4 protein-coding genes are annotated in these 15370 nt (G+C 63.1%); all 4 read left to right on the forward strand.

Features of this window, described 5'->3' with window-relative positions:
• Genes C4J87_RS16025 through C4J87_RS16040 form a run of 4 tightly spaced genes read left to right on the forward strand, consistent with a single transcriptional unit; the run spans window position 1 to window position 15359 of the window.
• A complete protein-coding gene (locus C4J87_RS16025) occupies window positions 1–3576 on the forward strand; it encodes a hypothetical protein (protein ID WP_124367583.1) in 3576 nt (1191 codons plus the stop codon).
• Window positions 3573–4931 carry a hypothetical protein gene (locus C4J87_RS16030; RefSeq protein ID WP_124367584.1) on the forward strand — a complete coding sequence of 453 codons (1359 nt, stop codon included), beginning with the start codon at window positions 3573–3575 and terminating at the stop codon, window positions 4929–4931. Before C4J87_RS16025 ends, C4J87_RS16030 begins: the two co-directional genes overlap by 4 nt.
• Window positions 4932–4947: 16 nt before the next feature.
• On the forward strand, window positions 4948–11151 hold the full coding sequence (locus C4J87_RS16035; protein WP_124367585.1) for a hypothetical protein: 6204 nt from the start codon (window positions 4948–4950) through the stop codon (window positions 11149–11151).
• A gap of 44 nt (window positions 11152–11195) precedes the next feature.
• On the forward strand, window positions 11196–15359 hold the full coding sequence (locus C4J87_RS16040; RefSeq protein ID WP_124367586.1) for a hypothetical protein: 4164 nt from the start codon (window positions 11196–11198) through the stop codon (window positions 15357–15359).
• Window positions 15360–15370 lie beyond the last annotated feature (11 nt).

The following is a 15370-nucleotide window of genomic DNA, read 5'->3' on the forward strand; positions in this document are numbered from 1 at the left end:
ATGACCAGCCGCGCCACCACCCCATCCGACTATCAGCAAATTGCCAACAGCGCGGCCTATGCGCTGCCCGATGACAGTGGTTATGGCTGGCGCGGCTACGTGATGCCCCAAGGCACCCTACCCGCCGATTTGCCGGCCAGCCTGAGCCCTGCCGATGCGTTCGATAAGCAGGCCGGCCATTACCTGTTTGCCCCCAGCGAGCCGGTCAGCCTAAGCAGCGACCCGTCGGCGTTTGTCACCGCCCTCTATGCCTTTCTGTTTGCCGTCGAGCAGCGCAACTTCGTCGGCAGGGCGCTGCTCTGGTTGCCGGGCAGCAACCTGCCGGCGCCCAAACGCTTCAACGACTATGGGTTGCGCATCAGCCTGGGGACGTCCTGCCAAGTGCAGAACAACCTCAACATAAAGCTCGGCGATCGCCTGACCTTCTTCATCAACTTCGGCACCTTCGTCAAATACGATGCCGACCTCAACGCGTTGCGCCTGAAGTCCAGTACCGGGATCAGCATGGGCTTCAACGACAAACTGCAGGCAGACAGCGGCCTGCAACTGACTCCCCCGCAGCAGCCGTTGGCCTATGTACCGCTGGACGGTAGCCAGGCCGCAAGCCTGGTTTATGCCTTGACCTACAACCCTGTGGCTGCGCTGCGGTATTTCCAGACCGGCTTTGCCTATGTGGTCAACACCGGGAACGGCAACACCCTACTCAACTACCCGGTGTTCAACCCGATCGGCATGCCGGCCACGTTGAACATGGGCGGTGTCCTCGACCCGCTGGACCGGCTGAACCAGCACATCAGTGCAACGCAACTGGCCGCCGGGTTGATCCGAACCGGCCTGGCCTTTGCCGCTGCCGGCAGCACCTCGCTGCCCAGTCAATGGCGCAGCACTGCCGGCAACCCCATCAATCTGGTCCCGCTCAATGGCCTCGATGCCAATGGCTGGCCCCTGCCCCACGCGGCCAGCCTGGTGTTCTGTGATGACGGCGCGAGCTACAGCCTCACCCTGAGCGGTGACTATGGCTTGAGTGTGCCGACCCTTCCCGCCGCCGTCGGGCAATCGCTGTTGTGCGGCATCTTCGGTACCGAATGGCTGAGCTTTTCCAACTACAATCCTGCGGCCAGTCCCACTGAAAATGACCGCATACGCCTGCTCGCCGCTCAATCGGCGTATGCACCCATCTTCCCATTCCCGACCAGCAGCCTGGTGTCCCCCACCAGTGGCGCGGTCACCGCCCTGCTGACCGGCGACTACCGGACCTCCTGGAGCAGCCTGATTGCCGGCGCCTCCATCCCGGCCTACAGCGCACAGCCCGACGGCAGCCCGCTTTATGGCCAGGCCGCAGCCGCTGGCGACACCGTGATGCTGGCCCCCGCCGCGCCACGCACACCGCTCCCGCAAACCCCAGGCTTCGCCTTCCCCCTGGTGCCGTATGCCGGCATGACCAATACGACGGGCGTCAATCTGACCCAGTTCGAGAGCGAGATTCTTGCCGCCTCGCGCAAGAGCCTGATCAGCGCCGCCACCCTGCCGGGCAGGCGGGCCGCACGGCTCAAACGGCTGCAACGGGCCCCGGCTGGCGCGGCCGAAAAACCCGATCGGGCGACCACACCGCAAGGCTTGCTGGTGGACCTGGATCCGGACGGTATCGGCTACCGCAAAGTGCTGCTGGCACGCTCGAAATCTGCCGAGAGCATGCTGGATTTTGCCTTCGAACAGCCCACCGAGGCACTGCACGAGGCGCTGCAAACCAATCAGTTATTTCTCGTCGGCGTCAACCCGCAACCGTTTTTCACCCAGGGCGCAACGTTCAGCAACCACATGGAGATCGCCGACTGGCACTTCATCGCCAATATCGGTGCCGGCGTGCAAACCACCAGCTACCGCAACGTGCTGATCATGAAATATTGCAGTGGCAGCCTGAAAGAGCGCATCGACAATCCCAACCGCTGGACCCTGCCCGAGACGTTCTCGAAAACCGCAGATCTGGTGCCGGGGCTTGAGACCCTGGCCTACACCGGTTTGTCCCAGTGGCTGCAGGACTTCATCAGCGCCGCCGAGCTCAAGGCCGCCGCCACACCGGACAGCCTCTATGCGGACTTCGTCGCCCAGGTCAACGACCCCGAATGGAAAGGCTTTATGGTGCTCAACGCCGACCTGCCCTTGGACAGCCTCCCCGAGCAATTGGCCGGGATCGCCGCCGGCATCGATTACAGCCGCTTTCTCGCCCACCACTTCGGCGCCAGCGTCAGTCGCATCAGCCATCAGGACGACACCTTGGATATCCAGGGCATTTCCAATCTCTTTGGACTGATCGACTATCAGAACCCGGCTTATGAACAGGCCCGGGCCAACGGCGCGGACGCCGACATGCCCATCGCCCTGGCCACGACCGAAGGTTATGCCTTCAGCGTCCTCCAGCTCCAGGCACTGTTTCGTCAGTCCAGGCTGGTGACCTTCAACAGTCGTATCCAACTGAGCCTGGACCGCCTGTTCGGTTCAGCGATCCAGGCCACGCGACGCGCTGAAAATCCGAGTGCCGTAAATGCCATGGTCCTCGACGGCAGCGCCCTGCAACAAAACGACACCACCACCTATGTTTTCGAACAAAGCCAGAGCTACCTGTTCAACCTGGACAGCAACGTGCTGCCGGCCGCATCCGTCAATCGCATCCAGTTCAACACCCTGGGCAGCCCGGACAGCGGCGTCACCACCGCCAGTCGTTTCCTGATGTGGGGCAAGCTGGACTTCGCCCTGCTCGAGACCTCCTCCGGGCCATTCGACCTGTTGTCCTTTGGCAGCGAAGACGGCAGTGCGAGCAACGAGGGCCTGGCTTATACCAACCTGCAGATCGGCATGAGTTTTCCCAGCGCCACACCTAACGCCGTGAGCTTCAGCTTCGATCCCGGCAACCTGGGATTCGATCCGGTCACCAGCCAGGTTCGCGGCAAAAGCCTCTACAAGGGTTTGACCCTGCAGCTCAAGCAATTCATCCAGGCGCCGGAACAGAAGAAACCCGCGGATTACGGTTTTCTCCCGGTCCTGCCGGAGAACCTGTCGCTCAAGCCTATGTCCGGAGCCTGGTCGGGCATTGTCTACAAAGTCACCATGGGATCGCCCGGCGCCTTGGTCTCGGGCGCTGGTTTCGAGTCCGACCTGTTGGTTGCCTGGTCGCCCGACAGCCAGAGCACCGACGCCAACCCCATGCTCTTCGTTGGCTTGAGCCTGCCGGGTGCCGCGCCATCCGCCAGCGTGTTTTCCCTGCAGGGAATCATCAAGGTGTCCACCGGACCGATCAAACTGCTCTACCAGACCATACCGGGGCAGCCCGATCCGCAGGCGAAATTCTTCAACCTGCAACTGACCGATATCGGCATCAAGATCCTCGGCATCGCCAAGTTGCCCCCGGGGGCGACCCTGCAGTTTTTCCTGTTTGGCGACCCTCAGTCCTCCGGCAGCCTGGGCTGGTATGCCGCCTACGTCAAAGATCCGGACAGCGACACCGAGCGCCTGCTGGCCCTGGCGCTGGATACGTCCACGCATCCGGCACTGACCGGGCCATCGGAGATCGCCTCATGACGCGCGTCCTGTACTGGAACATCGAGAGCTTCGGCTATAACAAGATCCGCCCCTTGAGCACCAAGCGGAACCGCGCCGGGGCGTTTATTCCCGACCTGAACGCTGCGGACCGACTGGCGCTGATCCTGGCCCATATCACTGCCTTCAACCCGGACATCTTCGTGGTGGTAGAGACCGCCAGCGGCCCGAGCCACGGCCCAGGCTCACTGATTTCCCCAACCGGCGGCTGGCAAGGTTGCGTGGAGCTGTTGTTGCGCATCCGCAACCTGACCGGGCTTGCCTGGAACCTGGTGCCGCCCCTGGTGGTCGGCCAGGCCGGGCGAGCCGAGGGCGTCGCGGTGTTCTACAAACCGGTGATCCCGGCGGGCCCCGGCGTGGCGGCCGGCAGACGCTTGTTCACCGGCCCCAACGCCTGGTCACCAGCGGGCAATGGCATCAGCTTCAACCCCACCGTTTTGCCTGCGCCCGCCGCCGGCAACTACCCGCCGCTGCAGACCAACGCTTGTTTTACCGTCGCCGGTCGCGCTATTCCCCCTGCCGCCCTGAACCCCGGCAACCTGTCCGAAAGCCGGTGCGCGGCGCGGGTCGATTTCGTCGATAACCTCGGCGCGCCCCTCAACTATGGCGGCCTGCGCGAACCCTATATGGTGACGTTCTGTGAAACCGTCGACGGCCCGCCCGTGGTGGTGCAGCGCAACCTCACGCTGTTTGCCATCCATTCGCCGCCGCAGTACGTGGCGGCCAATGCCTACCTCAACGGTCTGGCCAACGTGCGTGACATCAGCGCCGCCCTGGGCGCGTTGGAAACCCGGGTCATCACCGGTGATTTCAATGTCAACCTGCTGAGCCAGACCGGCAATGATCCACTGCGCTACGCCCCGCTCACGGGCCTGGGGTACGCCCTGCAACTGCAGCCACCGGCTGCGGCCCCGCCTCCGGCCCTGGATGCCTACATGGGCTATTTCGCCACCCACCTCAAGAGCAAGAAATCGACGATCTTCTGGTCGACCAACGTGGGAGCCGTGCCTTATCCGGGTTACCGCTACATCGGCTCGTCGAGCAGCAGCAACCTGTATTCGATCGACAACATCCTGGTGCGTGGCGGCGCGGCCGGGAACTTCACCATCGCCAACACCGTGGTCGGCACGCCGCTGAATGTGGTCAACCCCGCGCCTGGCGGTGCGCCCGTGGGCATGGTGGCCATCGCCAGCGATTTCCAGGCGCCTCCGCTCGGCTGGCCGCCATCACCGGCGCCGGCATTCGCCGCTGGCGACCGGCAACGTTTCCGTGGCTGGCGAAACATGGGGCACATCCGCTCCACCAGCGATCACCTGGCCCTGTTCGTGACGGTCTGATTCAAGGAGAAGACAGATGGCCAACAACCCACTGAGCAACCTCGCCGCGGCACTGACTCGCGATGCCGGCGCCCCGATCCTCCTCACCCGTGACTACCTGATCGCAGGCCTGGCGGATGCCGGCGTCAGCGTTTCCGAGAGCCTGGACAGCGACCTCAACGCGGCCTTCCAATCGTCTGTCGCCGGATTGTCGATCAGCCTGACAGCGCAAAGCGTGCAACCGCTGAACCCGACCAGCCAGACGTTCAAGGTCACGGGCGTCAGTGCGCGGTTTCTGCAGCAGGACGTGCAGCAGGGGCTGGTGCTGACCTTCGGCCTGAGCGGCATCGACGGCGCGCAGGCCCTGAGCCTGGAGATCGTCACCACGCCGGCCAGTTGGACCTGGTCCGATCTGTCGAATTTTGCCACCGGGACTCCCTTCAAGTGGGCCGTGATCAGCAACGCGGTGTTCACCTTCAATGACAACCTGGGTCCCTGCCAGGGTTTTGCCGCCAACCTGACGCCGCCCGCCCAGCTCAACAATGCGGTCGCGGTGGTGCAGGGCCTGGGCTTTCCAACCCTGGCCCTGCCCTTTAGCGGCAGCATGGATTTCGCCAAGGTCGACGGGATCGATATTTTCATGCCGACCACGACCCTGGAGGCGCCTTTCCTCGGCGCGGACAGCGGTTTGAAACTGTTTAATCTGAGTGTCGGTGCGCCGATTTTCGGGTTGATCATCGGCCCACCGGAGCTGCAGGACGGCGACGACCCGGCGCAAGCCTTCTACGACCAGCAGGTCAGCCTGTATCTGGGCCTCGACCTGAGCCTGACGGACCAGCGCGGTCAATCCATCGACTACCAGATGCGCGCCCTGGCCCAGATCAACAATGGCAACGCGTTCAATTTCTACCTCGGTCACAGCGACGACGGCAGCGCCCTGTTGACCCCGGCCACGGTCATCGGACTGCTGGACAACAAAGGCAGTTTCTTCACGGGAACGCCACCAGTCTTGCAGCAGTTTCTCTCCGGGATCGGCCTGCGTAGCCTCAGCCTCAGCGGCACCACCAGCCCCAGCCTGGCCCTGAGCAGCGCCAGCGTGACCTTGGGGGCAGACCCGACGGTGATCAATGCCGAGCACCCTTGGGTCCCCTTGCAGGACCCGACCAACCAGTTGGTTTTCGGCGTCACCGATTTCGAGTTGGTGTGGGGCATCAACTATCTTCCCCAGGGCAGTGCCTATAGTTTTCTGTTCCAGACCCAGTTCCTGTTGTTACCCGAGGTGTTCAAGGGCAAGACCACCGGAGAAAACGGCCTGTTCTTCGTCCAATTCAATTCCGACCTCCAGCTGCTTGCACGTTTCGACGGTACCGCCAATCTCAACGACCTGATTGCCGCGCTCACCCTGGGTTTGATCCGCATTCCCAAAAGCTTCGTCGATGCCTCGCTGTCCGACGTAGGCCTGAGCCTTGACGTGGGCGCCAAGAGCTATGCCTTCAACGCCGGCTTCGAACTGGACCTGAACCTGTTCACGCTCGACGGCCTGCCGATACTCTCGGTCACCGACGGTCAGCTTTATATCAAGGCCACCACCCCCACCAGTGCCAGCGGTGTGGCCAATACCGCGCCGGTCACCACTTACCAGGCAGGCATCGGCGGACTGGTCGGCATCGGGCCGTATTTCGCCAACGCCAGCATCGACTATGACGGCACCGAGTCCCCAGCCACCTGGACAGTCGCCGCACGGCTGGCGCAACCGGTGGATGTGCAACAGCTGGTCAGCCAATTCCTCAGCTTCGGTGGCGCCTTCACATTCCCCGATTTCCTGCCCGGCACCCTGCTGGTCGACACGCTTGAGGTGGACGCCACTCTTGCCACCGGTGCGACGCCGATCGACCGCTACACCGTCGCCGGTAGCCTGCGCTGGACCTTCAACCTGGGCCAGGCCTTCAGCGTCGACACCCTGGCCACCCTGAGCCTGAGCTACGACGCCAGCAAACCCGCCCAGCAGCAGTACAGTGGCAGCGCCACTACGCTGTGGGATTTCAGCTTCCTCAACGACAGCGTGCTGCTGGGCTATAGCTTTGCGCCCGACAATCAGGGCAGCAATGCCCAATTGAGCCTGTCCTGGGAAGGCTTGACGGCGATTTATCAGGTCGACAAGAAAACCCTGACCTTCACCCTGAAAAACTGGAGCCTGGGGCGTCTGATCCAGAAACTCATGCAGTCCCTGGGCGACCCCTACTTCACGCTCGACTCACCCTGGGACGTGCTCAACCAGGTCTCCCTCGACGGCCTGTCGCTGGTCATCAGCCTGGAAACCAGCAATGGCAGCACGCCGACCATCGCCGCCAAATACACCCTGGCGAGCAAGATCGACCTGGGCTTCATGAGCATCGACGGCCTGGTATTCGAGCGCAAGAAGGTCGACGGTGTTGACAAAATCACCCTGGGCATCGACGGCTCCTCGGTGTTCAAAGGCAACAATCCCGAGGAACAACAGGACTGGAGCAACCTGCTGGATCCCCAGAAAGGCCAGCCCGTGGACAAGCTGCCTTCGGTTCCAGGCCAAGGTACGGACTATTTCAGCCTGCCGTTGCTGGTACTTGGCCAACGCGTAGCCATCAGTGGCTACGACAGCTTCGCCAATACCAAAGCGGTGATCGACGCCTTGAAAGCGGTGCCTTCAACCACCGGTTCCAGCAACCCGCTGAACCCTGGCGACAGCGGTACCAAGGGCACGCCGTACTACAACCGCAACAGCGACTGGCTGATCGCCGGGCAACTGTTGCTGCTCAAGACCGGCAAGGACTGGACCGTCGACCTGATGCTGGTATTCAACGACCCCAACCTCTACGGCCTGCGCCTGGCCCTTGCCGGAGAGAAGGCCAAGGCGCTGGGTAATCTGGTGCTCGACATCCTCTACAAGAAAATCACCGACGATGTGGGCGTCTACCAGATCGAATGGACCTTTCCCGACAGCATCCGCAACCTGAACTTCGGTGCGGTATCGATCGTGCTGCCGGAGATCGGAGTGAAGATCTATACCAATGGCGATTTTTTCATCGACATCGGCTTCCCCTACAATCTCGACTTCAGCCGCTCGTTCTCGATTAGCGCGATCGTGTACGGCGTGCCAGTGCTGGGTGCCGGTGGTTTCTACCTGGGCAAGCTCTCGTCGGTCACCGCGACCCAGGTACCGAAGACCACCCAGGGCACTTTCGACCCGGTGATTGTCTTCGGCCTGGGCCTGCAACTGGGCCTGGGCTACAACTTCGTCAAGGGGCCGCTCAAGGCCGGCTTCGCGCTGACGGTATTCGGCATCCTGGAGGGCACTATTGCCGCCTTTCACGCCTATCGCCCGTCCACCGCGCTGGTCACGGCCAACAGCAGTGTGCAGGACGACTATTACTTCAAGATCCAGGGCACAGTCGGGGTCATCGGCCTGCTCTACGGCAGCATCGACTTCGCGATTATTTCGGCGGCGGTCAACGTGCGCATCACCCTGTCGCTCTCGCTGACGTATGAGAGCTACATGCCAATTCCTATCGCCGCCCGAGCCACCGTGGAAGTCAGCGTCAAGGTCAAGATCGACCTGGGATTGTTCAGTTTCAGCATCAGCTTTTCATTCCATGCCGACGTCTCGGCGCGCTTCGAGATCAATGCCCTCAACAGCGGCCCGGCTCCCTGGGCCGAGCCGACCGCGCTGCTGGCTCGCCAGGCTCGGCATCTGCAGCTCGCCGGCCAGCGACGGGCCGTCACACCCAAGGCAATGTCGGTGCCGCGCAGTGCAACCAAGCCGGCATTGAACCTGTACGCGACGCCGCAATTCACCGTGATGTGCAACGAAGGCGTGAACAGCTACAGCGGCCAGCAAGGTGCTTTCGTGTTCCTGTTGACCATGGACGCACCGTCCCCGACGCAACAGACACGGCAGGCGGTTGGCTCCAGCAGTTTCGAGCGTTTGTGCGCCGATTACCTGCCGTGGCTGATCGGCACCCTGGGCTCAGCCAGAAGCGAGCAGGACACCCTGGCCGACATCCTCGGCACATTGGTGGACAAGGCCCTGCTGGAAGTGGATATCGAACGCCTTGCCGACCTGGCCAACCCGCCGTTCGGCATCAGCGAGTTGTTGACGTTCCTGTCGTCCTTCGACGTCAGCATCACGTTGCCCGACGCTGCCAACCAGGCGCAGATCAAGCAGGTGCTGGAGGCCGGCTCGGTGCTGTTCCCGGTCTTCGACGGCCTGTCCCTGAACGTCCCCCTGGCGAACGCCGGTAGCGCGACCCTGGACTTTCTCCAGTACGTGGGCACCAACAGCACCTATCGCAGCAACGTCGCGCAGTTATTCAAGGAACTGGCGGCCGTTGTCACGGCCAAGGATGAGCGCCGCGCGCCGTCGCTGCGCGCCTCGGACGATGACAACGAATCGATGGCCGCCGTGATTTTTACCGATGCCTTCATGGTTATTGGCCGGCAACTATTGCAGGTCGCCCTCAATGCCTTTGACGACTACGCCTATGCCACGGCCAACGGCAACTCCATCGAGCAGATCCTGCAATGGACCAATGAAGCGCGTGGCAACAGCCTGACTCTCGACGATATTCTGCGGCCAAACGCCGAAGTCGCCTTGACCGATGGGCTGACTCTGCACATCCCCCTGCCCGCCTATACCTTGCAAAGCAGCGACACCCTGGCAACCGTCGCACGGGCCTGGTCCGACAGCGCCGTGCCAGCCCGTTGGACGACCACTGCGGCGGGTTTGATCCTGGCCAACGGCAACTCGACGGTGATTGCCGCCGGTCAACTCGTCAGCCTGATGGTGGGTAACGACATTCACCAATACACCACGGGGCCCGGAGAAACGTTCAACAGCCTGGCCAGGGCCCTGGGAATCGACCTGCCCGCACTGGCCCAGGACAGCGCGCTGTACATCATGGCCGACCTGCTGTTGCCGGGCCAACCGTTGCTGCTGCCGAGCCTGGCGTACCAGACCGCCGCCGGCGACAGCCTGAACAGCAGCGGCGCACGCTTTGGCGTGAGTGCCATGGCCCTGTTCAGCGATCCGCTGTCCGCGAACGTCAGTGTCGGGCCGCTATTTGCCACGCAACAGATCACCCTGACAGCCCTCGATAGCCTCTTTACCCAGGACCTGTGGGCCGTGGTGGTGGGCACCGATCAACTGGCCCAATTGGCCGGCATGCTTTCGCGCTTTTTGGCCTATGGCCTGCGTCTGCCGTCGAACCCGGCAGGCATGGGCGGCCTGAGCCTGGGCGCGCAATTTCTCTACCCAAACAACCAGAGCGCCTATGGTCTCTATCAACTCACCGGCCAGCAGTTCCCCACGCCAACCGACCAGATGCCCGGGACTGACTTCCCCATCAGCCTGAGCCGGGACGCCAGCAGCCATGGTGTCGACTTGTCGTTCGTAACGATCGCCGGCGGCAGCAGCGGCTCAATGAACCTGAACGAGGCCTACAGCAACCTTTGCGTGGTGCTGGCCTACGCGCAACGAGGCAAGTTCCAGCCGGCACCGAGCATCAGCCTGCTGCCGACCGTTGCCCGCAGCCCGAAAGACTATGCGGTTAAAAGCATCTCCCTGTGGTCAACCGCTGACCTGCAGCAGTTGCGTGACCTCTGCCAGCCAAACCTGCGCGCCTCAACCGACGAGGCGCCCAGCGTGCAACCGATACTCTGGTCCCTGCCGGATGGCCTGGTGCGACTGAGCAACCAGCGGGTGGGCTGCCTCGCTGCGCAACTGCCTGATCTCTCGCAGCAACTGCCTTACCTGCCGGCCTTCACCCCCTGGGAAGTGTCAACCGACCCCGCAACCCTCGAAACCACCCGCCGCGAAATAGCCTCCTACAGCTACGCGACGCGGGTGGACTTCACCATCAAGCGGCTGCCCCAGGCCGAGCCCGGCGTAATCGCCAGCGATGGCAGCAGCCTGGCGTATACCTACCAACTGCTCGGCCCTTCGGCTACCGATGCGCAATTACTGGAGCGCCTGTTGAGCGCGGTGAGCGAGCTGGGTACGTCAATCATCAGCGGCCAGTTCCTGCTGATGCCCCAGGGCAATGCCAAGGCCAGCAACCTGCTGAGTCAGGCACAGAGCGACTTCCTCGCGTTCCTGACGCAGACCAACCTGTCGACCGAAACCAACCCGCCACCCGACTTGATGACCCCGCGCACGGCCGACGACGCGGGGCCGCGTGGCATCCTCAATCCCCCCAGGAAGTGGTAAAACTGCTCTGGGAACTGTCTACCGTCCGTTCGGGCGGCTACTACTTGAGCTATTACGACGTGATCGCCGCCAGCGGGTTGCCCGATGGGATTTTCGACGACAGTGGCACGGCGACCCTGACCCTGGTAATGACCTATCCACGGGGTGCCCTGCTAGGCCGCCTGTGCAACTTCATCAATGCCTTTGTCACCACCGATACGGTGATCCAGCAAGGCAGCCACATGGCCCTGCGCTCGGCCAGCACCGCCGGTGTCAGCCAGCCGACCCGCGCCAGTGACAGCCTGGAAAGCCTGGCGACGTTCTACGGTATCGGCTCCGGACGCATTGCCGAACTCAATCCGGGCGCGACACTGACCACGAACGCACAAGTACCGATAGACGGCATCATTCACTTGGTGACACCGGCCGATTCCAGCGCAGGCAATGGCGTGCCCGCGGCAATCCTCGACAATCTGGCCCGCTACTACTCGGTGGGGGCACTGCAACCGGTCAGCGCCGCGCAGATCGCGGCCCTCAACCCCGGCGTCAGCGCCGCCAGCACCGTGGCGCTGTTCATCCCGGCACTGGTCTATGTCGTTGACGGCAGCCTTGCACCGGGCAACAGCCTGCGGTCCCTGGCCGACTACTACGGGCTCGATCTCGATGCACTGGCGGTCGGCGCCGAGCGGGTAGTCGGGCTGCTGGTGAGCGGCAGTGCGTTGACGCTGGATACCCGGACCTTCGATTTGCAAGCGGTGTTCAATCAAGGCAATGCCGCTTTCAGTGTCCTGCGTGACAACCCGCCACCGGTGGATTCCCCGAGTGTGGACCCGGACGGTTATGCCAGTGCCTACCTGTACAACCTTTACTCGGTGCTGAGTGCAGGCATCGACGGCTCGCCCTGGTTCATCGCCAGCGACCTGGCCCTGCCCTTCGGGCCACAGCGGCCGGACGTTGGAGCGGATGAGCTCGAGGCGCAAATCCATCGTCGAGCCATGCGCAACCCGCAGAGCCGACGCGAAGCCCTTAACGCCCTGGCCGAGGACAGCCAGTACTTCTATCAGCAAACCCTTGGCCTGGCCCGCCGCGCCACCAGCAATGCCGCCCCGCAGCCGGTGGACCCAGGCCTGCCGTCCGCCTCCGACAACCCCTATCGAGGTGTGGGCAGCTTCGCCCAGGTGAACCTCTCCTGGCTGGACATCTTTGGCAATATCACCGTGACGCCCTTCCAGCAGCCGCCGCCCGGCTACAGTGGCAGCCTCAACCATCCTCCGCTGCCGTTGCGCTACAACGATCGCCTGATCGCCCTGTCGGCCTGGCCCAACACCCGCGCCTTCTACACCTATGAAGCCGCTGCCGGCGGCGTGCAACTGGTTATCCACCTGAGCCTCGACACCTCCAGCTACGACCCGGCCGGCGGCGGCGACATCAAGATCCAGGCCGGTAAGGATCTGGAGATGTTCAGCCTGATCTACTACCAACTGAACCAGTCCTACCAGGACTTGAACCTGCCCTGGTGCAACGGCCGCGCGGTCAGCGTGGAACTGGTCAACAGCCTGTTCGCCCAGCCGCTGAGCCAGCTTGACGTCAGCCAGTCGCAGCCGTTGCTGGACTACATCAACGGGGTGATTCTGTACCTCGGGCAATTGATCCAGGGCGCCACTGCAGCACCACCCGCTACCGTGCGCCTGTGCCTGGCAGTGGATATCGATAACCTCGCGTCCGGCTCGATCCTGCCCCTGAGCCTGACCCTCAGCCTGCGGCGGGCCTCGACCCTGGTGGCGCCGGATGTCGCCGGCCTGGCAGGCGGCGTGGCGGTGACCAGTACGCTGCTGCCGGTCCCCGATCCAGTGACCGCCAGCACCAGTGGATATAGCGTGTTCGCTGCAGCCTTCGAGGCGCTGTTCCTGCGCCCCGGCGCCTGGCTGACACGGGTCGGCAGCGGCACCGCAGACCCCGGCAGCACGCCGGACGGACGCAGCCAGACGCTGTGGGCCGTCCGTTTCGCCGAGCAGGACGGCGCGGCAGGTATTCGCTACCGCATCGATCCGGTCCCAGGCTACTTCGCAGCCCGGCCGATCGCTAACAGCCTGACCTCCGACAGCGTGCAGATCTACCCCACCTACCGGCCGGACCAGCCGTTCCCTGGCGATGACCTGGCGACACTCAACCTCACGGGCGTCGATCAGAACCTCTGGTTCGAAACCGCCCTCAAGGCCATCGACGGCTTCCTGTCACCGACCTATGCCCCCTCGGTGTTCCTGCTCGACACCCTGCTGGGCAGCAAGGACCCGCTCAAGGACGGTTATCTCGGCAAAATCCTCAGCGCCAAACAGGTGCTGGCTGACGATATCGCGTCCACCCTGGAACCGGTGCTATCGGCAGGTCCGCAAGACGGGGCAACCCTGGCCGCCGCGGCTGAAAAACTGCGCCAGAGCTTGCTCAACCAGCTGTACTCGGCCTACAGCACCACCGCTATCGTCGGCTTCTGCGTGCAAGGCAGCGCCACCGACCAAACGTTGTCGCTGTACGGCCAGCCGACCGTTTCGGGTTCCAGTCAGTCAACGCCCGGCACAGGGAACGACAACTACGCCTTCGGCAGCGGGCGCATTCGCTTGCAGGCTTCGGTTGGCGAAAGCGCCCTTGCGTTTGTGTTCAATTCGCGCAACGAGGCAGCAAGGAGCTATGTACCACTGGAACTGGCGTTGCAGGTCAGTCACCTGGAACACGACATGCGCAGCGTCCCGGGGATCAGCGGCTACGCCCAATCGAACTGGATTTCATTGATCTGCGGGCCATTGCTGATCCCCTTGGCCGGGGGGCAGACCATGAACCTGCCGGTGCTGCTGAGAGCCTTGCCTGAACCACCGACGGTCCAGAGCCAGACCGCGACAGCCTGGGCACAGCCGGCGCAAAGTGCTTCGGACCTGAGCAAGTGGACTTATGCCTTTGACTCCCTGGTCCGGGGTGCCGCCCAGGACAGCCTCAACGTCGCCATAGCCCTGAACACCCCGACAACCAACGGCGCGTTGCGCAGCACCGGTAAAAGCCTGGTCGCCGCATTGGCCCAGTTCGTCACTGTTTACCCGAGCATCGAAGTGGCCATGCAGCAAAACCTCACCGGGATCAATGTCAGCCAGCCGACCGAGCTGCAAATCGCTGCGGCCCAGCATGCGGTGGCGGCCTTCGTGTACATCGTCAAGGAGGTCACCGATGCCTACCATGCCTGGGCCAGTCCGATCCGCAGTAAAACCGCGTTTGTGCCTCCCCAGGCCCTGACCTGCGCCTTCAGCCAAGTGCTCGCCGGGGTGATGGTCGACGGTCAAGAGGTGGCCGAGACCCTGCTGCTGGACATGACCATCAACGATGTGGCGGCCAGCTACGATCCAGGTACCGGCCGAATCAGCGCTACCCTGGCGCAATGGGGCGAGGTCAGCCTGCCGGCGCCACGGGTGGAAATAGATCCGACGCAGTACGAGGCGGTGAGTGTCATCGATCCGGACATCCCCGGAGCGGTCGCCTACCGTTATCGCCTCAAGAATGTGGTGCCGGCAAAATGGCTCGATTATGCGCAAGCGCTGCTGGTCAACGAGCGCCGCACCAGCCTGCCGGCCCTCAACGTGTTCGATCATCAGGACGCGTGGGCTTCGCTGTCGGTGGAGCGCAACCGCATCCTGTTCCCCGCCGCGCAGATCGGCACCTTGCACACCAACCCGCTGTTCCGCTTCTCCACACCGGTCGTGCGTTTTGTCGACAGCATCAGCCCCCACATCATCCAGGACAGCTTTTCCCTGGACAGCCTGCCAGTGGCGAAGGCGAGTCTGGAGGATTACTTGAATGTGTTTTTTGCCGCCCTGGGTTCAGGCAGCAACGGCACCACGGTCCAGGTGGGCATGGAGGGGCGCTACAGCTACGACATCGCCGGGCAGGGAGTCGTCGCGCGCACCGTGCTGCCGGCCGCGCTGATGTTGCCGGCGAGCACTTCGCTGAATACCCCGCCCGCCTTCATCAGCACGTTCAGCCAGGCCATCGATCGCTGGCGCCTGGCCGAAAAAGTCACTGTCCAGGGCAACGCCCGGGTCGAGCTGACCCTGCGCGCGTTCAGCGCCGACGATCCGACCCAACTTGCACAGGGAGCATTGCCCTCAGACAACCAGCCGCCGTTGCTGAGCATCGAAAATCTTTGGATATCGGTCAACAAGGTTCCCCCGGAACAAGGAGGTCTATGAGGCAAAAACGC

The sequence above is a fragment of the Pseudomonas sp. R1-43-08 genome (genome assembly GCF_003852255.1).
Classification (GTDB): Bacteria; Pseudomonadota; Gammaproteobacteria; order Pseudomonadales; family Pseudomonadaceae; genus Aquipseudomonas.